This is a genomic window from Bacillus sp. NTK074B (genome assembly GCF_017303375.1).
Taxonomy (GTDB): domain Bacteria; phylum Bacillota; class Bacilli; order Bacillales; family Bacillaceae_B; genus Rossellomorea.
Window position 1 is genome coordinate 500,228 of sequence record NZ_JAFKOH010000001.1, and the last position, 22,931, is coordinate 523,158.

A 22,931-nucleotide genomic window follows, 5' to 3' on the forward strand; every position below is an offset into this window, starting at 1 on the left:
ACACATTTTAACATGATAAGTGGAAAAGAATAAAGCGAAACATTATCCAGCCGTGCGACAAAGGAAAAAGGTCACAGAAATACCTTTTTACTGATGATCAAGACGATAGACGGCATCGACGCTGTCTTTGAAGATGGGGTAGATTCCCCCTTCGCCTATGGTCACATCCATGTTGACGGCAACAAGGGCGTATTTTGGGTTTTCGAAAGGAAAGTAACCGGCAAACCATTTATTGTATAATTCGTTCGCCTTCACCTCTTCTCCCCTGTATTTTCCGGTCTGGGCGGTCCCGGTTTTTCCGGCGATCGTATAGGCGGCGGTTTGCAGGTAAGGCGCCGTTCCTTCTGGAGAATTGACCACACCCCTTAAATATTGCTGGAGCTTCATAGCAGTAAACGGGGTGATCGTTTCTCCTTCGATCTTCTGCTTAGGGAAGGAAAACATCGTGGTCCCATTTTGATACTGTACTTCCGATACGGCGCTCACCTGAAACTTCTCTCCACCCCTGGCAATGGTGGCCATCATATTGGCAATACCAAGCGGGGTAACGCGGACCTCCTGTTGTCCAATACCTGTCTGAGAGACCAGTTTAGATTCACCCCGGTCCCCATCTGACGAGAAAATCCTGCCTTCACTCACCTGAAGCTGAGGAAAGCTTTCGTAATGAAAGACGTTCCCTTTCCATGCGACATCACCGATCAACCCCATCTTCACAGCATATTCATCCAGGATATGATCATCTTTCTCAGTAAGCTCTTTTGCCAGGTCCGCAAACGTCCTGTTACAGCTGACTGCGATGCTGGTTTTAATATTGATGTTTCCGTGCGGTTTTTCAGCGGGGCCTCCACGGATGTCTTCATCACAAGGAAAAAGCCTCCGTTCATCCACGATCCCCTCATCCAGGGCAGCAGCCGCCACTACGGTCTTAAACACGGAACCCGGGATCAGTGCTTTCAACATGTAATTTGTCGCTCCCCCACTGAAGGGATCCCGGTTCTTCATGGCAGGTCTTGAGACACTGGCGAGTATTTCACTTTTTTCAATATCCAAAAGGAGCATCCCTCCCTGTTGAATATGATACGTATCTGCCACTTCCTCCAGGGCAAGCTGCATCTTCTCATCGATGGTCGTTTTCACGTTCAAAGGATAAAAAGGGTTGGCTGGGGCCAGGTACTTAACATCCACACCAAATAACGGTCCACCCCTGGCATCTACATGATAGATCAGTTTTGCCTCTTCTTCTGCAACCAGCCACTCATCAAAGCTTCTTTGAAGTCCTGAGACGCCGATCTTCTGGGTGGCTCCCTTCACTTTGTCCGGGTATCGCTTATGGAATTCATCCGTGTTTTCTCCTGTGACACCGATCATCTGTGAAGCAGGCACAACGTCGCTCTTAAACTTTTTCGTAAGAGCGAACACTCCCTGGATTTTAAGAGTATTAATTTCCTTCATCTGCTCTTCCGAAAGGCTAAAAGGCTCTTTCCCACCAAAAATCATCGGTCCTTTTGCTTGCTCCACCTTTGTTTGAATGGTTCCCGGAGGTACGTGGAGAACGGCTGCCACCTTTTCCACCGGCCATTCCATTTGTTTAAGAAAAGGGAAAAGAACAAGGACATTTTTTTCTGTAAAGGTCAGTGGTTCTCCATTCCGATCAAGGAATTCTCCCCTTCCTTCATCGATCACCAATGCTTGCGTCCGTTGAGCGACACTCTCCTCAAGCAGATTGATTTTATGACTGGAATATGATTCAGTCAGGAATAATTGCAATTGCATCAATCTACCTGATAGGGCAAGGAGAGCAAGTAATAATACGATACTGAGAATTCTGATCCGCTTCCGTTTCATTTTGTCACCTCGTCCCCATTGTTGACGAGAATCCTATGAAATAATCTTTTTGCCTCCATAAAAAAAGGAGAGACTCACATTGTGAGTCCCTTCTAACAAAATCAGCTTACTTCTACAATCTTAACGCTCATTTCCCCGCCTGGAGTCTGAACATTCACTTCTGCTCCTACTTTATGACCAAGAAGGCTTTTAGCGATTGGTGAATCATTGGAAATCTTTCCTTCAAATGGATCCGCTTCTGCACTACCGACGATTGTATAGGTTTCTTTATCTCCGTCAGGCAGTTCCACGAATGTCACTTTTTTACCCAATTGAACTGTATCTGAATTCATATCATCTTCTTGAATGATTTTCGCATTGCGAATCATGTTTTCTAATGTGGAAATACGACCTTCGACGAATGCTTGTTCATCTTTTGCTGCGTCGTACTCAGAGTTCTCGGATAAATCCCCGAAGCTGCGGGCAATCTTAATGCGCTCAACGACTTCTTTACGTTTAACCGTTTTCAGATTCTCCAGTTCTTTTTCTAATTTCTCTTTACCTTCTGCTGTCATAGGAAATACTTTGTCTGTACTCATGACCCTCTTCACTCCTTTTCTATCTAAGAGCTTCCCCATGCTCTCTATGTAAATGTGCTACGTATGTAAAGGGAGGGAATGGAGGAAGAATCGCTTCTCACTCCATTCCCTGCTTCTTTACAATGTGGGAAAATGTAATCTCGCCTATATGTCTTTATCTATGCTATCGTATTACAAAAATGACTTTTGTTCAAGAATTGTTTGAATTTTTGTTACCATTAAATCGATTGCCACATGATTATGACCGCCTTCAGGGATGATGACATCGGCATATCGTTTCGTCGGTTCAATGAATTGATTATGCATCGGGCGGACGACTGTGATGTATTGATCGATCACGGAATCAATGGAGCGGCCGCGCTCTTTAATGTCGCGGAGCATTCTTCTGATGATCCTGAGATCTGCATCTGTATCTACATATAACTTAATATCCATTAAGTTACGCAATCTTTCATCTTCTAATACTAAAATTCCTTCTAAAATAATAACATCTTTCGGTTCAACTAGAATCGTGTCCTCGGAACGGGTGTGCATTTTATAATCATACACCGGCTTATTGACCGGCTGATGATCTAAAAGACCGTGCAGATGCTGAATCAACAGATCATTATCAAAGGCTAATGGATGATCATAATTCGTTTTCAGACGTTCCTCAAAAGGTAGATTCGATTGATCTTTATAATAATAATCCTGCTGCAGCATTAAAATCGAATGACCCTGAAACTGCTCATATATGGCTTTGGTGACACTCGTCTTCCCAGAGCCGGATCCTCCTGCTACACCGATCACAACGGGTTTATGCTTCATAAGTATTAGGTGTTCTCCTTTCGCATCATGTTATCAGGATATACTCGCTGATGAACTTTGAATTTCACAATTTGTAACGGGTGACGGGCAACATCAAGCTCATTCCCACGCTCATCCCACATCTTTTCGATTACCTGCGTAAAATTGGAGATTTCAGGACCGAAAAACTCTACTTCCTGTCCGGCCTTAAAATGGTTCCGTTGCTGTAAGGTGACGATTTGAGTTTCTTCATCGTAGTCCAGTACCAGACCTACAAATTCGAAGTTGGTATTTTTCTTATTATGGACTCCGAACATCTGCTCCTTGAAGCCGGGTACTCCTTCAAAAAACGCCGTGGCAGTGTCACGATTTGCGCATTTCTCAAGCTCTTCCAGCCACTCCTGTTGGATCACGAAGTTGTCTGGATCTTTGCAGTATTCATCGATCACTTTACGGTACACACTCACAACTGTAGCGACATAGTGAATGGACTTCATTCGCCCTTCGATTTTCAAGCTGTCAATTCCCATTTCAATCATTCTTGGAATCGATTGAACAAGTTTCAAATCCTTTGGACTCATGGCAAAAGGAGCATCGCCTTTCTCAAAGAGAGGTTTCTCCTCTTCTCCATTCCCCTCATAAAGATCATAGTCCCAGCGGCATGACTGACAGCAGCCGCCGCGATTGGAATCCCTTGCTGTCATATGGTTACTTAATGTACAGCGGCCGGAATAAGCGATGCACATAGCCCCATGAATGAAGGTCTCAATCTCAATATCTACCTTTTCCTTCATTTCACGGATTTCGTCACCGCTTGCTTCACGTGCCAATACGACGCGATCAAGTCCTTCTTCTTTCCAAAATTGAACAGCTTTCCAATTGGAAAGGGATTGTTGTGTGCTCAAGTGAACCTCAACATTCGGAGAGACCTTTCTGCAAGTCTCAATAATGAGGGGGTCGGCCACAATGATCCCAGCCACTCCCGCTTCCCCGAGTCCCTTCAGATATTCCTCAAGTCCATCCATGTTTTCATTATGAGCATATATATTAGTGGTGACATAGATCTTGGCGCCGTATTTCCTGGCAAACTCCACACCCTCTTTCATATCATCAAGGGTGAAATTGCCTGCATTTGAACGCAGGCCATATTCCTGCCCGCCGATATAGACAGCATCTGCCCCATAATGGACAGCAATCTTCAATTTTTCCAGATTACCGGCAGGAGCCAGTAATTCAGGTTTCTTCACTATGACGCGCTTTCCGTCCACAAGCTTCGATATCGGCCTCTTCACAACCGTTGTCATCCTTACTCCTCCGTTCCGATCCATCTCCAACATGATCTTAATACACCGTTTCTTTAAAGAAGAATCCTGTATCCAAAGGACGATTGTCCGGCTGCAGGCTCTTCGCTCTCTCTAAGATGTCGTCTTTTACTTCATCATATTGATTTTCGTCATCCGCACATAAATCAATGGCCATTCGATACAGCTTCGTCACTTCAAGGATATATTGAGATGATTTCATCACTCCATCAATTTTGAAGGAGTCCACACCTGCCTCCATCATTTCTCCAAGTTCATCGATGATGCACATATCATTCGGACTCATGATATGCGTTCCGTTATCGTCTTCAAAGATTGGGTATTTATTGTGACGCTCCTCATCGTGTAAAAACATATTGCGCTGTTCTTTACGATTTTCGACTTCCATCACTTTTCCCCTATACTCAAAGTAATTTCCAAGCAGTGACCGTTTGGATTGGAACATACAGGTCATCCCGTGAACCTGGACCTGGATTTCGACCTCAGCATTTTCTTTCATCTCCACAATTGTATCCATGCTCAATTCACGGGCCAATACAGCACGCTTTGCGCCTTTACGGCCCCAGTAATTGCACGTATACCAATTCGTCGCAGTTGTTTCCGTATTCCAGTGGAGCTTCATCTCAGGAGCTGCTTCACGTGCGGCCATCAATACAGCTGGATCACCGAATACGATGGCATCTGCCCCGGCTTCATCAAGAAATGCAATATATTCATCAAGCTCTGGAATTTTATCATTATGAAATAGGGCATTCATGGCCACGTACACTTTTTTGTTGTGCTTATGTGCCAATGTAATGACTTCACGAATGTCCTCCCTTGAGAACTCTCCCGCAAGCCTTAATCCGTATCTCTGCTCACCGATCATAAAGGCGTCTGCCCCCGCTGCTGCCATTGGTTCAATATCGGATACTGAGACAGGGGTCACCAGTAATTCGGGTTTTTTCATCAGAGTTCACCTCTTTTTTTACTGATGGCGATCCCGTCACCGACGGGTAAAATCGATGTATCGAATTGTGCATGATTCATCAGCCAGGCGTTATAATTCTGCAGCTTCTTTACCATGTTCCGAATTCGTTTCTGCTCCACCTGTCCCTCAGCAACAAGACCTTTGAATAAAACATTATCCGAATAAACGACCCCATTATCAGAGAGCATAGTGGAGTATAGCTCAAAGAATTTAAGATACTGACCTTTTGCAGCATCTATAAATATCGCATCATACGGTCCATGCTTTTCCACCTCACGAGACAGTTCCAATGCATCACCTAAAATTGCGACCACGCGATTTCCATCTTCCGAACGGGAGAGGAAGCCTTGTGCTGCTTCAAACCTTTCTTCATCTCGCTCAATGGTGATGACTTTAGCCTCAGGGAGCGCTCCAGCCATACGGAGAGCGGAATATCCTATGGCTGTTCCGATTTCCAGGATCCGTTTTGGCTGCTGGATCCGTAACATCCCGATGAGGGCTTCAATTCCAACCAGTTCCATGATGGGAACGCTATGAACTACTGCATATCGTTCCATCTCTGAAACCAGGCTTGGCCGTTCTTTCACTATTGATTCTATATAGCCGATCACTTGTTCATTCATATATAAGCCTCACGATCATGATCATAAATAGGTCCGGGTAACGCTTCTTTCTTAGACAACATGAAAAGAAGAAAGCTGCAATGAGCTTTCTACTTCACACGACTATCAAGAAAACGCCCGTATATAAAAATAACTTGTACTATTTTACCACATAGAGAAGAGGAAAGCGAATCTTTCTTTCCTCTTCTCCAAGAGCTATTCTTGTTTTTTAGTAATATATTTTGCTTTTTTCTCGTTATGCTCGTCCAGAGTCTCGGAGTAATAGACTGAACCATTTGACGCTGCAAGGAAATAATAATACTCTGTATCCTCGGGCTGCAGGGCTGCCTCTATGGAAGACACACCCGCATTTGCAATCGGACCCGGCGGTAATCCCTTCACTTGATACGTGTTATAAGGTGACTTCACTTCAAGATCTTTGTATACAGTCTTATCTTTATGCTTACCTAGTGCATATAGGACCGTTGGGTCTGTCTGGAGGGGCATCCCTTCTTCTATACGATTATAGAACACACTTGAAATTTTCCCTCTGTCTGCTTTTTCTGTCGCTTCTTCCTCGATTAGGGAAGAAAGGGTGAGTAGCTCATGGGGAGTATAATCGTTTGCAGCCATGGCTTCCTGATATTGAGCCAATACTTCATTCGTTTGGGCGATCATCTTCTTTAGAATAGTGTCCAAAGAAGGCTTTTTCTCATAAAAAGGATACGTTGCAGGATAGAGATATCCTTCCAACGGACGCTTAATGTCTTTGTTCAGGATTTCATCTGTGATCAATTCCGGATATTCCTCTTTTAATTGCTCGAGCCATTTCTTATCATTTAGTTTCTTTTCAATCTCTTCTTTTGTATACGGGGACTTTTCTGCAATGATCTCTGAGATCTGATCTAATTGCAACCCCTCTGGAATGGTAATCTTAAACTCAGCTTTCCTCATGACCTTACCTGTCTTTAAGCTGTTGACAATTTCATTTAAGGTCATCGAAGGCGTCAAATCATATGAGCCTGCCTGGAATCCTGCTTCATTATTGAATTTCACATAATATTTAAAGACCGTTGAATTCTTTACGATTCCTTTATCCTCAAGGATACTACCAATACTCGTCACCCCGGAGCCAATGGGTATATCCACTTTTACGGGGTTTGTATTATCCGGGTCAACCGGTTTCAAGGCGGAATTCACATATAGGTATCCACCAATTGCCGTGCCCCCTATGACAATGACAAGACAAAGAATGACAAGACCTACTATTTTTCTAATGACCTTTGCCTCCTCTTGTCTTTCAAGCAATTTCTTCATAAGTGTCTCTTTTATCTTTTTCTTTTCTTCCAAAGCTTTCATTTCCCCCTTTCGAGCAAAAAAGCGGGCTATCCGTCAAGCGTAATTCGACATCATCTCCACTATTATACAATATTTTGCACAAAGTGAAACAGGGACCTGCAAAAAGGGTGAATTTTTTGTCCCTTTTTGCGGTCCCTGTCTTCATATCATGCTATACCTTCTGCTTATTCAGCGTCTTCTTCTTCGTCAAGGAAAGTGTTTAACATTTCTTCGATCATGTCCCACTCTTCTTCTGTTTCAATTGGCTTTAATTCGCCTTCCTGGCCTTCGTCTCCTGCCATGAATGCAGATGCATGAATTTCAATTTCTTCTTCGTCGTTCTCATCTGCTCCAAGTGGATAATAAAGAACATAAGATTTATTGAATTTATCTGATTCAAATGTGAAAAGGACCTCGCATAATTGCTCATTTCCTTGTTCGTCAACTACTGTAATTTGCTTTTCTCCGTGTTCCATGAACATTCACCTCATTATTTTTGGCTGTCAAGGTATCCTTGAAGAATCATCATTGCAGCCATTTTATCAATTACTTTCTTACGCTTCTTCCTGCTAACATCGGCTTCTAAAAGGACTCTCTCAGCAGCCATAGTGCTTAGTCTTTCATCCCAATATTTAATGGGAAGGGATAACTCTTGTTGAATCAATTCTCCATAAGCTTTAGACGCTTCCCCACGTGGACCAATTGTGTTATTCATGTTTTTAGGCAATCCAACCACAACGGTATCCACCTGGTACTCTTCGGCAAGTTCCTTTATTCGATCCATACGGAACACACCTTGATCTTCGTTGATTTTTATGGTTTCAATTCCTTGAGCTGTCCAGCCAAGCTCATCGCTGATGGCGACACCGACTGTTTTAGAACCAACGTCTAAACCCATTACACGCATCTATTATCCCTCTTTGTGCTGTTTCAAATACGATTTTACTAATTCTTCGATGATCTCATCACGTTCCAAACGGCGGATGATATTTCTGGCATCTTGATGTCTGGGAATGTAAGCCGGATCTCCAGATAATAAGTATCCTACGATTTGATTGATCGGATTGTACCCTTTTTCCTGCAAAGCATCGTGAACCTGTAAGAGCACTTCCTTCACATCATGTTCGAACGGCTCCTCTGAAAAATCAAACCGCATCGTTTTGTCAAAAGAACTCATTTTTAGCACCTCTCTTTAGGCTTGTCTTTTTGACAACCGAATTGTTAATCGTTACCTACATTGTACACCACTTTCATCGGGAGTTAAACGGATTTGACCCATTCTTCTACAAATTGAAGGGCTTCTTCCACTTTTTCTGGGTTTTTCCCTCCAGCCTGCGCCATGTCCGGACGGCCACCACCGCCTCCACCGCAACGCGAAGCGACTTCTTTGACCAATTTTCCTGCATGATATCCTTTTTCGACTAAATCACTAGTAACTCCTGCAATGATCGTCACTTTATCTTCTCCAGTTGTTGCCAGTACGATAACCCCGGATCCAAGTTTCTGTTTAAGATCATCCATCATCGTACGCAGTCCGTTGCTGTCACCCGCTGCAACCTTCGCAGAAAGTACGTTCACACCATCAATGACCTTCACTTGATCCTTTAAGCTTCCTGCTTCTATGTTAGACAACTTTGCAGCTAATGATTCATTTTCACGCTGAAGCTCTTTCATCTCAACTAACAATGAATCCACCCGGCTGACAACTTCTTTAGGATTTGATTTGAGTTTACCAGCCACTTCTTTCAGCTGGGAAACCTGATCATTCAACACTTTGTACGCATTCTCTGCCGTAACCGCTTCAATCCTTCTTGTACCTGCACCGATCCCGCTTTCAGAAAGGATCTTGAAGAGCCCGATCTCAGACGTATTAGACACATGGCAGCCTCCGCATAGCTCTAAGCTGTAATCTCCAATTGATACAACACGTACTTCTGAACCGTATTTCTCTCCGAATAGAGCCATGGCACCCATCGCTTTTGCCTCGGATAACGATTTAAGGGCCGTGTTGACAGACATCGCTTTCCAAACTTTCTCATTGACGATCGATTCGATCTGTTCCATTTCTTCCGGTGAAACAGAACCGAAGTGAGAGAAGTCAAAGCGCAGGCGATCCGGTTCTACAAGAGAGCCCGCCTGGTTGACATGGTCTCCAAGGACATCTTTCAAGGCTTGATGGAGGATATGCGTCGCTGTATGGTTTTTCTCGACTTTTGTTCTTGACTCTCGAGACACTCTTGCAAGAACCTTCGCGCCTTGTGTAAGCGTGCCCTCTTCAACGACGGCTGAATGAAGGTTTTGTCCATTCGGCGCTTTTTTCACATTCGTCACCAACACTTTTACCCCATCTGCTTCAATGTAACCTTTATCCCCGATTTGCCCACCGCTCTCTGCATAGAAAGGAGTCTGGTCAAGGATGAATTGGCATTCCTGCCCTTTATCGACTTTCGGCTGGCGTTCGTTATCCACCAATAATTCAAGAATCGTTGCCGTGCTTTCTAATGTGTCATATCCTACAAAGCGGCTTTCCACCGTAATGTCACTCAGGATTCCACCTTGCACCTGCATGCTTCCTACATCCTGGCGTGCAGAGCGCGCTCTCTCCCGCTGACCTTCCATTTCTCTTTCAAAGCCTTCATGATCAACCGTTAAACCTTCTTCTTCTGCATATTCTTCCGTCAACTCAACCGGGAAGCCGTATGTGTCATAAAGTCGGAAAACATCTTCACCAGGAATGACATTGCTTCCTGCAGATTTCTGAGCTTTGATGATGGATGAAAGGATGGATAGACCTTCATTCAGAGTTTCATGGAAACGATCTTCTTCATTTTTCACTACTTTTTGAATAAATTCGGCTTTTTGCTTTACTTCCGGATAGAAATCCACCATGATTTCAGAAACGACGGGAACCAATTCGTACATGAATGGGCGGTTGATTTCAATTTTCTTGGCAAAACGGACCGCACGGCGAAGCAGTCTGCGTAATACATAGCCTCGTCCTTCATTTGATGGAAGGGCTCCATCTCCAATCGCGAAGGAAACCGTTCTGATATGATCGGCAATCACCTTGAAAGCCACATCGGTTTCACTGTCATTACCATATGATTTACCTGATATTTCTTCCGTTGCCGCCATGATCGGCATAAATAAGTCAGTATCAAAGTTCGTCGGCACTTCCTGAACCACACATGCCATGCGCTCAAGTCCCATTCCTGTATCGATGTTTTTCTTAGGAAGTGGTGTGTAGGTTCCATCAGGATTATGATTGAATTGTGAAAATACAAGATTCCATACTTCAAGATACCGGTCATTTTCCCCGCCAGGATATAATTCCGGATCTTCAGGATTGTCTCCATATTCAGGTCCTCGGTCATAGAAGATTTCAGTATTCGGGCCACTCGGACCTTCCCCGATATCCCAGAAGTTCCCTTCGATGCGGATGATGCGCTCATCGGGTACGCCCACTATTTTGTTCCAAATATCAAATGCTTCATGATCTTCCGGATGGATGGTGACAGAAAGGTTTTCGGGGTCGAAGCCTACCCACTTTTCATCCGTCAGGAATTCCCAAGCCCATTCAATCGCTTCTACTTTGAAGTAATCTCCGATTGAGAAGTTGCCGAGCATCTCGAAGAACGTATGATGACGGGCTGTTTTCCCAACATTCTCGATGTCATTTGTACGGATGGATTTCTGGGCATTCACGATCCTGGGGTTTTGAGGAATCACACGACCATCAAAATATTTCTTTAATGTGGCTACCCCGCTATTGATCCATAATAGGGACGGGTCTTCATGAGGAACCAATGATGCACTCGGTTCTACACCGTGTCCCTTTTCCTGAAAGAAATCTAAAAACTTCTGACGAATTTCTGCGCCTGTTAATTTGTTCATGTGAAACTTCCTCCTTTATATATGTAAGATTGGTTAAAAAAGAATACAAAAAAGCCCTCATCCCTAAAACAGGGACGAGAGCTGTTTCTCGCGGTACCACCCTGGTTATGAATAAACGTTCGTTTATCCATCCCTCAAAACACCTTAACGCGGCTGGACGGCAGGGTTTACCTGCACTCAGGATTAGCATTCCGTTATCCTTCACCTAAAAATCCCTTGCAGCCTAAAGGGGATTTCTCTCTGATAGATGGACTATAACGTACTCGGGTCCTTCACTGATTTTATTTATTAGAATACTTGTATATGTTGGATTATAGAAATATTCATTGTATTTGTCAATGACCTTTCCCACTTTTCAGCTATTCATCGATCTTTGAATGAAGAAAATGGGTCCGTCCGTGTAAAATGGCGACTTTTATGACGGCCAGAAAGGGCACTGCTACAATCATTCCGATCACACCCCCAACCTCACCTCCAAGGATCAAACTACCCATGATGAAGAGGGGATGCATATGCAGGCTTTTCCCGACGATGAGAGGTGATAGGATGTTCCCCTCCAAAAACTGAAGAACCACCACCATAATAACAACATAGATCACCATATTCGTGGAAATGGTACTCGCGATGATGGCGGCCGGGACAGCACCTATAATTGGGCCGAAGTACGGGATCACGTTTGTGACACCTATGATCAAGCCGAGAATCAAGGGATACTTCATTCCGATCAGCCATAAGGTGACAGCTGAAATCCCGCCGATGATCAGGCAAACCAGAAGCTGCCCCCTGATATAGCCACCAAGTGACTCATCCACGTCTCTTGAGAAAGAAATTGCACTCTGCCTCCATTTTTTTGGAGTGAGCTGCCACAAAAATGCCTTTACTTTAGTAATATCTTTCAAAAGGTAAAACGAGACGAAGGGAATGATGGCAACAATAAGCAGGCTGTTCATGAATTTCATGACGGTGGCGAGGACAACAGTCACTAGACCCGTCACCCAGGCCTCAAGGCCATCGATTCGTTTATCGAGCTGTGACTGGATCCCGTCCGGCCAAGTTGCCGTTTCACTCTGAACAATCTTAAGCCAGCCCTGATACTGCTTCGTGAAAACGGGGGCATTCTCCGATAGATCCCTTAGCTGATGAATGATGGCAGGGGTCCCTTTGTAAATGGCATAGCCCAATCCCCCAAAGAAGAGGAGATAGATGAAAAGGATTGCGATTCCCCTATGAATGCCGGCCTCATGCAGCTTTTCCACTACCGGGTGAAGCAGGTAGGCAATGAAGCCACCTATGACGAAAGGGAGCAGGGAAAAGAATAAGACCTCTAGTACGGGATGCCACACAGGCTTCAATAAATACAGAACATAAAGGAATAGTGCAAGAATAAGGGCCATTGAAAGCCTGTATATCCACTTGGCATAGGGTCTCTTCTCCATTAGGGTACCTCCTTCTTTTCTTCTTTAGTGTTTGAAAATAAGAGGTAATTTTATTCATGGTGTGCTTCATCGAAGGAAAAGATGTTTTTGATATGTTAAATCCCTTTATTTGGACTACATAGAACCTGAGAGGGCTTGACCCCTTCTTTCTAAATGTGCAGAGGATGGGATTTACTTCATTCGGGAATTTATTCTATTGCGTCATTTTATTATTATTTGTGCCAAAATCAATTGTAATTGTGTCTTTTTCCATTTTTAACTAATTATATCCCCTGACCTCAATGAAAGAATAAAATAAAGAGGCTGACCACAACGGCCAGCCTCTTTCAGCTTAAAAAAGTTTCTTTACTTGTTTACGGATTCGTTTCATTTGCTTCTGGCTCACCATATTGGATCTTGATGAATAGATGGAAGCCGCAACTCCTGCTCCGAAACCGACAATGGATGCAAATGTTTTATTCAAGAAAGACACCTCTTCCTAGCTTAATCGGCGCTCTTCCTCATCAAACAAGTCATCTAAGGAGCTGAGTGATCCATCTTCCTCCACTTGGTGGGTATGAATGACTCCCTTGGATAAGGAAAGTTCAATATAACATCCCCAACAATAATATTGGTTGATGCCGATCTTTCCGATATCTTTGCTCTGACAATTTGGACACTTCATGGGTACGTTCACCTCAGGGCTACACCAGATATGGTGATTATTCCCTACCATCATGTCCGATTCTTGCCTGTTTTATACTTGTTTAATGAGAAGAGACGCACAAACGGTGAATCACCGTTCTTGTATAGTGTAGGTCATTTTCCCGAAAACATAAGACGTAACCTTTTCCATAGCACCCATTGAATTTTTTCCTTATGATAATGTAACCGTTTGTCCGCCTGGTTCATTTACATAATCAATTTCAAATCCTAAATCTTCAAGCATCTGATGATCGGCGGTTCCTTCCTGACCTGCTGTCGTTAAGTAGTCCCCCACAAAGATTGAATTAGCCGGATAAAGACCCAACGGCTGCAAGCTGCGGAGGTTTACTTCACGTCCCCCTGAAATCCTGATTTCCTTTGTCGGGTTGATGAAGCGCATTAAACAAAGTACTTTTAAGCAGTAACGCGGGTCAAGCTCATTGGTCCCTTCAAGTGGCGTACCATCAATGGCATGAAGGAAATTAACCGGTATTGAATCGGCATCGAGGACCTTTAAGCTGTTTGCCATATCCACAACATCCTGGAGCGTTTCTTTCATGCCGACGATGATGCCGGAGCATGGTGATATCCCCTGCGCCTTTGCCTGTTCTACTGTATTGATCCTGTCTTCGTATGTATGGGAAGTGGTGATGTTTTCATGGTGGTTGCTGGATGTGTTGATGTTATGGTTATAACGATCCACCCCGGCTTCCTTCAACCGTTTTGCTTGATCACCCTTTAATAAACCGAGGCACGCACACACCTTCAGGTTATATTGTTCCTTGATTTCCTTCACCGCTGAAACGACATGGTCCACTTCCCGATTGCTCGGGCCTCGCCCGCTTGCCACGATGCAATAGGTACCGACATTCAGTTTATGAGCATTTTCGGCTCCCTTCATGATCGTGTCTTTATCCACCATGCGGTACTTCTCTATCGGTGCATCAGACACGCTTGACTGTGAACAGTACCCGCAATTTTCAGGACACAGACCCGATTTGGTGTTGATGATCATATTTAATTTGACCTTATTACCGTAATAATGTTTTCGAATCCGGTATGCCCCATTCAATAATTCTAAAAGTTCATCATCCGGACTCTCCAAAATCGATAAGGCTTCTTCATTTGTTAAAACCGCTCCCCCAATGACCTCTCCGGCAAGCTCCTTCCACGTTTTCATACTTTTCCTCCCATTTATGCTGCTCGATTCAAGTTTCTGAAGGTGCTCTTTGACAGTACCGATTTCTCCAATCGATGAGCCATCATACCTGCACAGACGGCTAAAATGATGTCTTTAGGCAGTGGAACGACCATCCATGCCCATGCTAATTTATAGGTGAATCCTTCCGGTGCTTGTGCCCAAACCTTATATGCTGCATACATCCAGTTCGTGCCAAACACATAATTGACTGCCATGCCGACAATTGCAGCGAAGATGTAGGTCTTGATCCCTTTGTGTTTTTCTACGATTTTCCCCGTAATGTATGCTGTAAAAATAAATGAAACGATAAATCCGAATGTGGGGCTCACAATGGAAGATAAACCTGCCCCGAATCGTGCAAATACAGGAACACCCACTAACCCAACCAGTGCGTATACTGTCATGGAAATCGCCCCGACTCTGCTTCCAAGAATGGCTCCTGCTAAAATTGCGAAAAACGTTTGTAATGTAATGGGAACGCCGCCCACTACCATAAACGGAGCAAATGTCGTGATGTTGGCACCTATCGCCATAAGTGCAACAAACATCCCTGCCAGTGTAAGATCAATCGTTCTTAATTTTCTGTTCATTCGTCTTCCCCCATCTGTCGTTTCTTGTACAAGATAAGGATATCGCTTCCAACGATTATATGTCAACTCAAATATTTTTAAGTTAACACAAATAAATGATTACATAAAAAAAGTTGACGAATGAACCATTTCCAAATAGGAAAATCTTCATTCGTCAACCTTATGCTTCCATAAAATCGTATGGAGTGATGCCTTCCATACCAATCATCGGATCTTCATTGAGCAGACGTTCCTCAATCGGCATGTCCTCGGCAGGTGACTCCTTTTTCAAACCGCCTTCATAATCCAGTAAGCCCCTTAGCCTCTCACTCAAGGTCGTCTTTCTAAGAAAATCATCTTCCCTTTCAACGCCCAGTTTAAATGCATCCAACTCACCGCAAAGAATGAGAAACTGTTTACTGCGTGTGATGGCCGTATACAACAGGTTTCTTCTCAGCATGCGGTAATAGCTCTTTACAACCGGTAAAATCACAATGGGAAACTCGCTCCCCTGGGATTTATGAATGGAGCAGCAATACGCATGGGTAATTTGCATAAGGTCCTGCCGGGTATACGTGACCTCATTCCCTTCATATGAAACGATGATCATGTCCTGTTTTTCAGTGTTTTCTTTTGCATAAAAAATCGAAACGATTTCACCGATATCCCCATTGAATACATTGTTTTCAGGCTGATTGACAAGCTGAAGAACCTTATCCCCGATACGGTATTTCACATCCCCGAAGGCAAGTTCCTTCCTGGTACCATCATTGGAATTGAAAATTTCCTGAAGAAGTTCATTCAAGCGGTCGATCCCTGCAGGGCCCCGGTACATAGGGGCAAGTACTTGTATATCCTTTGGCGTGTAGCCTTTCTTCTTTGCGTTTTCCACCACTTTTTGAACGACGTCGGAAATCTGATGTGTTCTGCACGGGAAAAATGAACGATCCTTTTGCTGTTTCGTCAAATCAGCAGGAACCTGTCCCTTCTTCATATCGTGAGCGAGTTCAATAATTGATGAACCCTCTTCCTGTCTGTAAATATCCGTCAACCTGACAGTCGGGACCACTTCTGAATTCAATAGGTCCTTCAATACCTGCCCCGGTCCGACAGATGGCAGCTGGTCCTCATCACCGACAAAAATCACCTGAATGCCTTCAGGCAGGGCCTTCAGCAACTGATGGGCGAGCCAGGTATCGACCATTGACACCTCATCCACAATCAAAAGCTTCCCTTCGATCGCCCGTTCTTCATCGCTTTGGAACCCTTCCTGGCCGTTCCACCCGAGGAGCCGGTGGATGGTCATGGCGGGAAGACCGGTGGATTCAGTCATACGCTTAGCCGCACGTCCTGTTGGAGCCGTCAGCAGCACCGGGAATGGTTCGTCTTTATAGTCCTTCGGATCAAGGGAGCAGCCGTGCAGATCGGCGAACAGTTCAACGATTCCCTGGATGACGGTCGTCTTACCGGTACCTGGTCCTCCCGTCAACAGTAACATAGGGGACATTAACGCCGTTTCGATGGCCTCTTTTTGGGAGGGGGCATATTGTACTCCCAACCTGTCTTCAAGCGCCCCCAGTGATAATAGGAATTCCGATTGGGGGAATTGATCTTTATACTGGGTCTGCGCAAGAATCTTTTCGATATTTGTCACAATCCCCTTTTCGGAAAAATAGAGGGATGGCACATACACCTTCGTTCCTTCCCCTACAACCTTGCTTTCTTCCTCAAGGGAGACGAGTTGACTGGAGATATCAGTGTAGTCGATTTTTTCGGGCTGACTCTTCTCTAGCAGTTCCTTCACAATGACAATCAGCTCTTCTGCTTCCATGTATACATGGCCCTGCTTGACGCACGTTTGTTCCAATGTATACAAACATCCCGCTTTGATCCGGTCCGGGTGGCTGCCTGTCAGTCCAATCTTCGCCCCCAGTTCATCTGCCCGGGTAAAGCCGATTCCCTCGATATCTTCCACAAGCTTATAGGGATTATTCTGGATGATTTCAAGTGCCTGTTCCTTATAAGCCTGGTAGACCTTCATGGAGATTTGGGGACCAAAGCCCATGTCGTTCAACATGATCATGACCCTCTCGAGGCCTTGATGCTCGGAAAGTGTATCATAGATACTCTTCGCCTTTTCCTTTGGCAGCTTTGGGATTTCATCAAGGAGGCTGGGGTTTTCGAGGATTTTGCCTATGGCATTTTCCCCGATATGTTCCACAATCTTCTCAGCTGTCTTTTTCCCAATGCCTTTGAATAAATCACTGGATAAATAATGGACGACACCCTGTGTGGTTTGGGGGATTTCCTTCTTGAAATGCTTCGCATGGAATTGCATGCCAAACCTTGGATGCTCCTGGAACCGCCCATAAAACACATACGTTTCATCTTCATGGATTTTAGGAAAGTTCCCTGTTACAACCGCTTCTTTATCCTCATAAGAATCATTTGTCTCATCTACCCGGATTCTGACAACCGTGTAGAGATTTTCTTCATTATGAAAAATGGTGACAAGATGCCTTCCTTTAATATAGATTTCTTCCTCACCAAACAGCTTTAAAGAATCTTGCTGGCTCAAGGCAGTGAACCCCCTAACTATTCACTTTGTTCATTTTGAAGCTTTTCGATCATCTTAATGCCATAGCCTGCTAGCATATGATCCGGTTGCACTTCGATTGCTTTATTGAAATACTTCAGTGCCGTGTCTGCATCATCCTTGTGACCTGCATAGGCAACCCCTAAGTTGTAGTAAGCATCTGCGTGCTCGGGATCAGCATCCACTACTGTGGTCAATTGATTGATCGCCTCTTCATATGCTTCCACTTTGGCAAGACAAAGTCCCAATTGGAAACGCGCCTCTACGTCTTCTTCATTCAGTTCCACACTTCGCTGTAAGTACGGCAGAGCCAGTCTCGGCTGTTCTAATTGAAACAGGCTGATTCCCAGCATAAAGTAGACGTCGGCATTCTCCATCCCTTTATTAATCGCCTTTTCGAATTGATCCTTTGCTTCGTCAAAATGATTCTCATTGAAATACAGATTACCAAGGGAGTAATAAGCAGCTCCTGCATTCTCATCGATGGAAATCGCACGTTCAAAAAACTTTTTCGCTTTTTCGTTGTCGCCAACCGACATTAGTACATTGCCAAAATTGATATATCCGACCGGATCCTTTGGGCTTTCTTCAATGGCTTCTGTAAATAGTTTTACCGCCTCTTCTACTTTACCTTCTTGCAATAACTCGATTCCTTTTAAATTCTTGTCCAATGTAAACACCTCTATATAGTCTATTAGTTATGTATATACTCCCACTTATCGTTACTAGTATAACATAAGGGACACTCCACAATGGAATACATCCATGATGAAAAAAAGGACTGGGAGATAAGAGATAGGGCATCTCTTCTTCTCAGTCCTTTTTTAGCATTAACCTACGTATGTCAGTTTCTTCTCATCTTTGAAGATCGTATCGATCGTTCCTCCACCCAGGCACTCATCACCGTTGTAGAAAACAACTGCCTGACCTGGTGTGACCGCTCGGATCGGTTCATCAAAAATAACTTTCACCTTACCGTCTTCAAGCGGCACCACCGTGACTTTATTGTCATCCTGACGATAACGGAATTTTGCCGTACAAGTAAATTCAGAAGGTTTATCCCCGTTCGTTGTCCAGTGAACATCCGTCGCAAGGATGGAATCTGAATACAGGGCAGGATGCTCAAAGCTTTGTCCAACGTAAAGGACGTTTCTTTCGAGGTCCTTCCCGATGGCAAACCACGGGTCACCTGCTCCCCCTATGCCAAGACCATGCCGTTGACCGATGGTATAGTACATGAGGCCGTCGTGCTTGCCAATTATTTTTCCATCTAACGTTTCCATCTTACCGGGTTGTGCCGGAAGATAATTACTCAAGAAATCTTTGAAATTACGTTCGCCAATGAAGCAAATGCCCGTACTGTCCTTCTTTGTGGCAGTAGCAAGACCGGCTTCCTTCGCGATTTCACGCACCTTTTTCTTGTCAATGCCCCCAAGCGGAAACATCACTTTCTCAAGCTGATCCTGCCCCAGCTGATTGAGGAAGTACGTTTGGTCCTTATTGTTATCGACCCCGCGCAGCATCTTGTACTCACCGTCGCGGTACTCAACCTGGGCATAGTGACCGGTTGCCAGATAGTCCGCACCTAATTTCAGTGCATGCTCAAGGAATGCCTTGAACTTGATTTCTTTGTTACACATCACATCCGGATTCGGTGTTCTTCCGGCTTTATATTCATCCAGGAAATAGGTGAACACTTTATCCCAGTATTGTTTCTCAAAATTCACAGCGTAGTAAGGAATCCCGATTTGGTTACAAACACGTATGACATCGTTGTAGTCTTCCGTTGCGGTGCATACTCCGTTTTCATCCGTATCATCCCAGTTTTTCATGAAAATCCCGATGACTTCATAGCCCTGCTCTTTTAGTAATAATGCCGCTACAGAAGAATCCACCCCGCCGGACATCCCAACGACCACTCTTGTATCCTTAGGTTCTTTTTTCACTAACGCCACCTCCTTGTTTCCATTCAATCGCCTGAATTAGACGACCATCTTATGTTGTCAATCTCTTCACGATGCTTGCCACTTCATGGGCCGCCCACTCAATCTGTTCCTCCGTATTCCCAAGACCAAAGCTGAAGCGGATGGAGTTCCTTGATTTCTCAGACTGTTTCCCATACATCGCCACAAGGACATGGGAAGGTTCTATAGATCCAGCCGTACAAGCGGAACCGCTTGAAACAGCGATACCTGACATATCTAAATTCATCAGCATGGATTCAACATCCGTACCGGGAAAGCTTAAGTTTAGCACATGGGGTAATCCATGCTCAAGGGATCCGTTCTCTTTGAATTCAACCCCTTCATCAGCCAATGTACCTTTTAATAGACCTTTTAGTCCAAATAGCAGGGCATGCTTCTTCTCAATTGAATTCCGGGCCAATTCCACTGCTTTACCCAGTCCGACGATGGCAGGGACGTTTTCAGTTCCTGCACGGCGCTTTCTTTCCTGTTCACCGCCGTATAACCCCGGCTTTAGATCCACACGTTTATGGGCATAAAGGAAACCGATCCCTTTAGGCCCGTTGATCTTATGCCCTGAAACGGATAGCAGGTCGACTCCAAGTTTTTTTACATCGATTTTAGTCAAACCGAAAGCTTGTACAGCATCCGTATGAAAGTAGGCCTGATGATCCTTTACTATCTCACCTATTTCCATAATAGGCTGAAGTGTTCCCACTTCATTATTCCCGAACATGATGGTTACCAGGATCGTATCGTCACGAAGCTCCTTTTGAAGGTCCTTAAGCCTTATCCTTCCTGAATGGTCCACCGGCAGATAAGTGACTTCAAACCCCTTCGATTCGAGAAATTCACACGCATGCAAAACTGCATGATGCTCGGTTTGTGCAGTAATGATGTGCTTCCCTTTTTCCATATTTGCTTCCGCGGTACCGATGATCGCTAAATTATCCGCTTCGGTACCACCACTTGTGAAAATGATTTCATTGTATTCTGCATGGATGCTCTCTGCTATGATGGTTCGTGCATGATCCACAAGGTGACGTGATGCACGGCCAAATGAATGAATGCTCGATGGATTACCAAAGGTCTCCTTCATCACTGTTGTCATTTCCTCAATCACGTCAGGATGCATGGGCGACGTTGCAGCATGATCCAGATACACTCTTTCCATTTATCGTTACCTCCTAGATATAGAACATGTATGCATCGGATTCCCCGTCATCCGAGTGACTCGCCAGATCTTCTATCGTTGTATTATCAAGCACTTCTTTGACCGCATCACGGATACGGATCCATAACTCACGTTTTGCCGGTTCTTCATCCTCGATTCCTTCCACCGGACTGATGGGTCCTTCAAGGATCCGGATAATATCACCTGCCGTAATTTCTGAAGGTTCATGGCCTAAGACATAACCACCATAAGCCCCCCTGATACTCCTGACAAGACCGCCGTTCCGGAGAGGAGCGACCAGCTGTTCAAGATAATGTTCCGACAGTTCATGTTGCTGTGCGATTGTTTTCAGTGAAGTTGGCCCTTCACCATGGCGTTTTGCGAGTTCAATCATAATCGTTAGTCCGTATCGGCCTTTAGTTGATATCTTCATATACAGCACCTCTACTATATTTAATAACGTCCATTTCAGACGTCTATTTCTTCTGCATTGACTTTTGTTATTATAGCATATCCGCCCTCACACTGTGAAAGGGGCGGCTCCACCTTCCATCCACATTATTTCCTTAATGGAATCACCTGTGATAAAGTGAATGTAACTAGAACGTCAGTTTGGAGAGATGATTCATGTCCATAAAACCACTTGCCTTCAAGATGAGACCAAGGACCATCGAGGAAATCATCGGGCAGCAGCATTTAGTCGGAGAAGGGAAAATCATCGACCGGATGGTAAAGGCAAAACAGCTTTCCTCCATGATCCTGTACGGACCGCCAGGCATCGGTAAGACTTCCATTGCGAGCGCCATCGCTGGGAGTACAAAATACCGCTTCAAAACACTGAACGCCGTCACGAATAATAAAAAAGATATTCAGATCGTGGCAGAAGAAGCAAAAATGTCCGGCAAGGTCATCCTTTTATTAGATGAGGTCCATCGCTTGGATAAAGGGAAGCAGGATTTTCTCCTTCCTTATTTAGAGAACGGGATGATTACGTTGATCGGTGCCACAACGAGCAACCCCTATCACGCCATCAATCCCGCAATCAGAAGCAGATGCCAGATTTTCGAATTAAAGCCTCTTTCAATCGAAGAAATGAGAGTTGCCCTGATCCGTGCAATCGAAGATAAAGAAAGGGGGTTGGGAGAGTATTCACTCGATGTAACGGACGAAGCCATCGATCATTTTGCCAGCAGCAGCTTCGGTGATGTAAGAAGCTCGCTGAACGCTTTGGAACTGGCTGTGCTTTCAACCTCACCGGATGAAGACGGGGTGATTCATATTGATGTCTCCATTGCAGAAGAATGCCTTCAGAAGAAAAGCTTTTCACACGATAAGGACGGCGACGCCCATTATGATGTCGTGAGTGCGTTTCAGAAATCAATCCGCGGGAGTGATGTGAATGCGGCACTTCACTACCTCGGAAGACTTGTTGAAGCCGGGGATCTGCCGAGCATCGCACGGAGACTTCTCGTGATTGCCTATGAAGATATCGGACTTGCCAACCCCCAAGCAGGACCAAGGACACTGGCGGCAGTGGAAACCGCTGAGAAAATCGGATTCCCGGAAGCAAGGATTCCGTTGGCAAACGCAATCATCGAACTTTGTCTTTCACCCAAGTCAAACTCAGCGATCACCGCAATCGACCTTGCCCTTTCAGATATTCGGAAAGGTAAGAGTGGCGAGGTACCGGACCACTTGAAAGATGCCCATTATCAAGGTGCCAAAGAACTTGGCCGAGGGATTGAGTACAAGTATCCACACAGCTACGAATCAGGATGGGTCCCTCAAACGTATCTGCCTGACAAACTAAAAAATGCTCAATACTACTCCCCTAAATCAACAGGGAAATTCGAACAGGCAATCGCTCAGGTGTATGAGAAAATTAAAAAGCAGATGAAAACCTAAAGCGGAGGCGGCTGGGTCAGAGGCGACAAGCATAAGATGAACCTGCCGGAAAGGCGATCTTTGCCTT

22 protein-coding genes and 1 other annotated feature are annotated in these 22,931 nt (G+C 44.7%); of the genes, 1 reads left to right on the forward strand and 21 read right to left on the reverse strand.

Annotated elements, in window-relative coordinates; genetic code table 11:
* Positions 1-87 precede the first annotated feature (87 nt).
* The 21 genes from JI667_RS02715 to cymR form a co-directional block, all read right to left on the reverse strand.
* Entirely contained in the window at positions 88-1,845 is a 1,758-nt protein-coding gene (locus JI667_RS02715) for a peptidoglycan D,D-transpeptidase FtsI family protein (RefSeq protein WP_206850167.1), read from the reverse strand.
* A gap of 101 nt (positions 1,846-1,946) precedes the next feature.
* Positions 1,947-2,423 carry a transcription elongation factor GreA gene (gene greA, locus JI667_RS02720; protein WP_206850169.1) on the reverse strand — a complete coding sequence of 159 codons (477 nt, stop codon included), beginning with the start codon at positions 2,421-2,423 and terminating at the stop codon, positions 1,947-1,949.
* A 171-nt stretch (positions 2,424-2,594) separates the two neighbouring features.
* Positions 2,595-3,230, reverse strand: a complete 636-nt coding sequence (gene udk, locus JI667_RS02725; protein WP_206850170.1) for a uridine kinase — start codon at positions 3,228-3,230, stop codon at positions 2,595-2,597.
* Between the two features lie 5 nt (positions 3,231-3,235).
* Positions 3,236-4,513, reverse strand: a complete 1,278-nt coding sequence (locus JI667_RS02730) for a peptidase U32 family protein (RefSeq protein ID WP_206850173.1) — start codon at positions 4,511-4,513, stop codon at positions 3,236-3,238.
* Positions 4,514-4,550: 37 nt separating this feature from the next.
* Positions 4,551-5,480 carry a peptidase U32 family protein gene (locus tag JI667_RS02735; RefSeq protein WP_206850175.1) on the reverse strand — a complete coding sequence of 310 codons (930 nt, stop codon included), beginning with the start codon at positions 5,478-5,480 and terminating at the stop codon, positions 4,551-4,553.
* Entirely contained in the window at positions 5,480-6,124 is a 645-nt protein-coding gene (locus tag JI667_RS02740) for an O-methyltransferase (protein WP_206850177.1), read from the reverse strand. Before JI667_RS02740 ends, JI667_RS02735 begins: the two co-directional genes overlap by 1 nt.
* A 195-nt stretch (positions 6,125-6,319) precedes the next feature.
* Positions 6,320-7,462, reverse strand: coding sequence for an endolytic transglycosylase MltG (mltG, locus tag JI667_RS02745; protein ID WP_206850185.1), 1,143 nt, complete (start codon positions 7,460-7,462; stop codon positions 6,320-6,322).
* A 164-nt stretch (positions 7,463-7,626) separates the two neighbouring features.
* Positions 7,627-7,917, reverse strand: a complete 291-nt coding sequence (locus JI667_RS02750; RefSeq protein WP_098439785.1) for a DUF1292 domain-containing protein — start codon at positions 7,915-7,917, stop codon at positions 7,627-7,629.
* A 14-nt stretch (positions 7,918-7,931) separates the two neighbouring features.
* Positions 7,932-8,348 (reverse strand): Holliday junction resolvase RuvX, encoded by a 417-nt coding sequence (ruvX, locus tag JI667_RS02755; RefSeq protein ID WP_206850187.1) that lies wholly within the window; start codon positions 8,346-8,348, stop codon positions 7,932-7,934.
* Between the two features lie 3 nt (positions 8,349-8,351).
* Positions 8,352-8,618 (reverse strand): IreB family regulatory phosphoprotein, encoded by a 267-nt coding sequence (locus tag JI667_RS02760; protein ID WP_034757362.1) that lies wholly within the window; start codon positions 8,616-8,618, stop codon positions 8,352-8,354.
* An 83-nt stretch (positions 8,619-8,701) separates the two neighbouring features.
* A complete protein-coding gene (gene alaS, locus JI667_RS02765) occupies positions 8,702-11,335 on the reverse strand; it encodes an alanine--tRNA ligase (RefSeq protein ID WP_206850190.1) in 2,634 nt (877 codons plus the stop codon).
* Positions 11,336-11,402: 67 nt separating this feature from the next.
* Positions 11,403-11,620, reverse strand: a binding site (T-box leader).
* 74 nt (positions 11,621-11,694) lie between these two features.
* Entirely contained in the window at positions 11,695-12,771 is a 1,077-nt protein-coding gene (locus JI667_RS02770; RefSeq protein WP_206850192.1) for an AI-2E family transporter, read from the reverse strand.
* A 331-nt stretch (positions 12,772-13,102) separates the two neighbouring features.
* Positions 13,103-13,234 carry a YrzQ family protein gene (locus JI667_RS02775; protein WP_206850194.1) on the reverse strand — a complete coding sequence of 44 codons (132 nt, stop codon included), beginning with the start codon at positions 13,232-13,234 and terminating at the stop codon, positions 13,103-13,105.
* Positions 13,235-13,249: 15 nt separating this feature from the next.
* Positions 13,250-13,435: a hypothetical protein gene (locus JI667_RS02780; protein WP_034757353.1), complete on the reverse strand. Its 186-nt coding sequence runs from the start codon at positions 13,433-13,435 to the stop codon at positions 13,250-13,252.
* Positions 13,436-13,627: 192 nt separating this feature from the next.
* Complete coding sequence (bioB, locus tag JI667_RS02785) at positions 13,628-14,635, reverse strand: biotin synthase BioB (protein WP_206850197.1); 1,008 nt, start codon at positions 14,633-14,635, stop codon at positions 13,628-13,630.
* A gap of 14 nt (positions 14,636-14,649) precedes the next feature.
* Positions 14,650-15,246 carry a biotin transporter BioY gene (locus JI667_RS02790; protein WP_206850198.1) on the reverse strand — a complete coding sequence of 199 codons (597 nt, stop codon included), beginning with the start codon at positions 15,244-15,246 and terminating at the stop codon, positions 14,650-14,652.
* Between the two features lie 160 nt (positions 15,247-15,406).
* Positions 15,407-17,803, reverse strand: coding sequence for an ATP-dependent RecD-like DNA helicase (locus tag JI667_RS02795; RefSeq protein WP_206850200.1), 2,397 nt, complete (start codon positions 17,801-17,803; stop codon positions 15,407-15,409).
* 17 nt (positions 17,804-17,820) lie between these two features.
* On the reverse strand, positions 17,821-18,492 hold the full coding sequence (locus tag JI667_RS02800) for a tetratricopeptide repeat protein (protein WP_206850209.1): 672 nt from the start codon (positions 18,490-18,492) through the stop codon (positions 17,821-17,823).
* 159 nt (positions 18,493-18,651) lie between these two features.
* Positions 18,652-19,767 (reverse strand): tRNA 2-thiouridine(34) synthase MnmA, encoded by a 1,116-nt coding sequence (mnmA, locus tag JI667_RS02805; protein WP_206850211.1) that lies wholly within the window; start codon positions 19,765-19,767, stop codon positions 18,652-18,654.
* A 49-nt stretch (positions 19,768-19,816) separates the two neighbouring features.
* Positions 19,817-20,959 carry a cysteine desulfurase family protein gene (locus JI667_RS02810; protein ID WP_206850213.1) on the reverse strand — a complete coding sequence of 381 codons (1,143 nt, stop codon included), beginning with the start codon at positions 20,957-20,959 and terminating at the stop codon, positions 19,817-19,819.
* 13 nt (positions 20,960-20,972) lie between these two features.
* The gene (cymR, locus tag JI667_RS02815) at positions 20,973-21,392 is read right to left on the reverse strand and encodes a cysteine metabolism transcriptional regulator CymR (RefSeq protein WP_044339554.1); all 420 of its coding nucleotides are present in this window, start codon (positions 21,390-21,392) and stop codon (positions 20,973-20,975) included.
* Between the two features lie 200 nt (positions 21,393-21,592).
* Here cymR and JI667_RS02820 point away from each other — a divergent pair, with 200 nt between their 5' ends.
* Positions 21,593-22,864 (forward strand): replication-associated recombination protein A, encoded by a 1,272-nt coding sequence (locus JI667_RS02820; RefSeq protein WP_206850529.1) that lies wholly within the window; start codon positions 21,593-21,595, stop codon positions 22,862-22,864.
* The last annotated feature ends 67 nt before the right edge of the window (positions 22,865-22,931 follow it).

Coding starts and splice junctions, on each gene's coding strand:
- JI667_RS02760 (WP_034757362.1), bottom strand. CDS start 8,618: ATGAGTTCTTTTGACAAAACGATGCGGTTTGATTTTTCAGAGGAGCCG.
- JI667_RS02740 (WP_206850177.1), bottom strand. CDS start 6,124: ATGAATGAACAAGTGATCGGCTATATAGAATCAATAGTGAAAGAACGG.
- JI667_RS02770 (WP_206850192.1), bottom strand. CDS start 12,771: ATGGAGAAGAGACCCTATGCCAAGTGGATATACAGGCTTTCAATGGCC.
- udk (WP_206850170.1), bottom strand. CDS start 3,230: ATGAAGCATAAACCCGTTGTGATCGGTGTAGCAGGAGGATCCGGCTCT.
- JI667_RS02730 (WP_206850173.1), bottom strand. CDS start 4,513: ATGACAACGGTTGTGAAGAGGCCGATATCGAAGCTTGTGGACGGAAAG.
- ruvX (WP_206850187.1), bottom strand. CDS start 8,348: ATGCGTGTAATGGGTTTAGACGTTGGTTCTAAAACAGTCGGTGTCGCC.
- bioB (WP_206850197.1), bottom strand. CDS start 14,635: ATGAAAACGTGGAAGGAGCTTGCCGGAGAGGTCATTGGGGGAGCGGTT.
- JI667_RS02715 (WP_206850167.1), bottom strand. CDS start 1,845: ATGAAACGGAAGCGGATCAGAATTCTCAGTATCGTATTATTACTTGCT.
- mltG (WP_206850185.1), bottom strand. CDS start 7,462: ATGAAAGCTTTGGAAGAAAAGAAAAAGATAAAAGAGACACTTATGAAG.
- JI667_RS02735 (WP_206850175.1), bottom strand. CDS start 5,480: ATGAAAAAACCCGAATTACTGGTGACCCCTGTCTCAGTATCCGATATT.
- JI667_RS02790 (WP_206850198.1), bottom strand. CDS start 15,246: ATGAACAGAAAATTAAGAACGATTGATCTTACACTGGCAGGGATGTTT.
- greA (WP_206850169.1), bottom strand. CDS start 2,423: ATGAGTACAGACAAAGTATTTCCTATGACAGCAGAAGGTAAAGAGAAA.
- alaS (WP_206850190.1), bottom strand. CDS start 11,335: ATGAACAAATTAACAGGCGCAGAAATTCGTCAGAAGTTTTTAGATTTC.
- JI667_RS02750 (WP_098439785.1), bottom strand. CDS start 7,917: ATGGAACACGGAGAAAAGCAAATTACAGTAGTTGACGAACAAGGAAAT.
- JI667_RS02810 (WP_206850213.1), bottom strand. CDS start 20,959: ATGGAAAGAGTGTATCTGGATCATGCTGCAACGTCGCCCATGCATCCT.
- JI667_RS02780 (WP_034757353.1), bottom strand. CDS start 13,435: ATGAAGTGTCCAAATTGTCAGAGCAAAGATATCGGAAAGATCGGCATC.
- cymR (WP_044339554.1), bottom strand. CDS start 21,392: ATGAAGATATCAACTAAAGGCCGATACGGACTAACGATTATGATTGAA.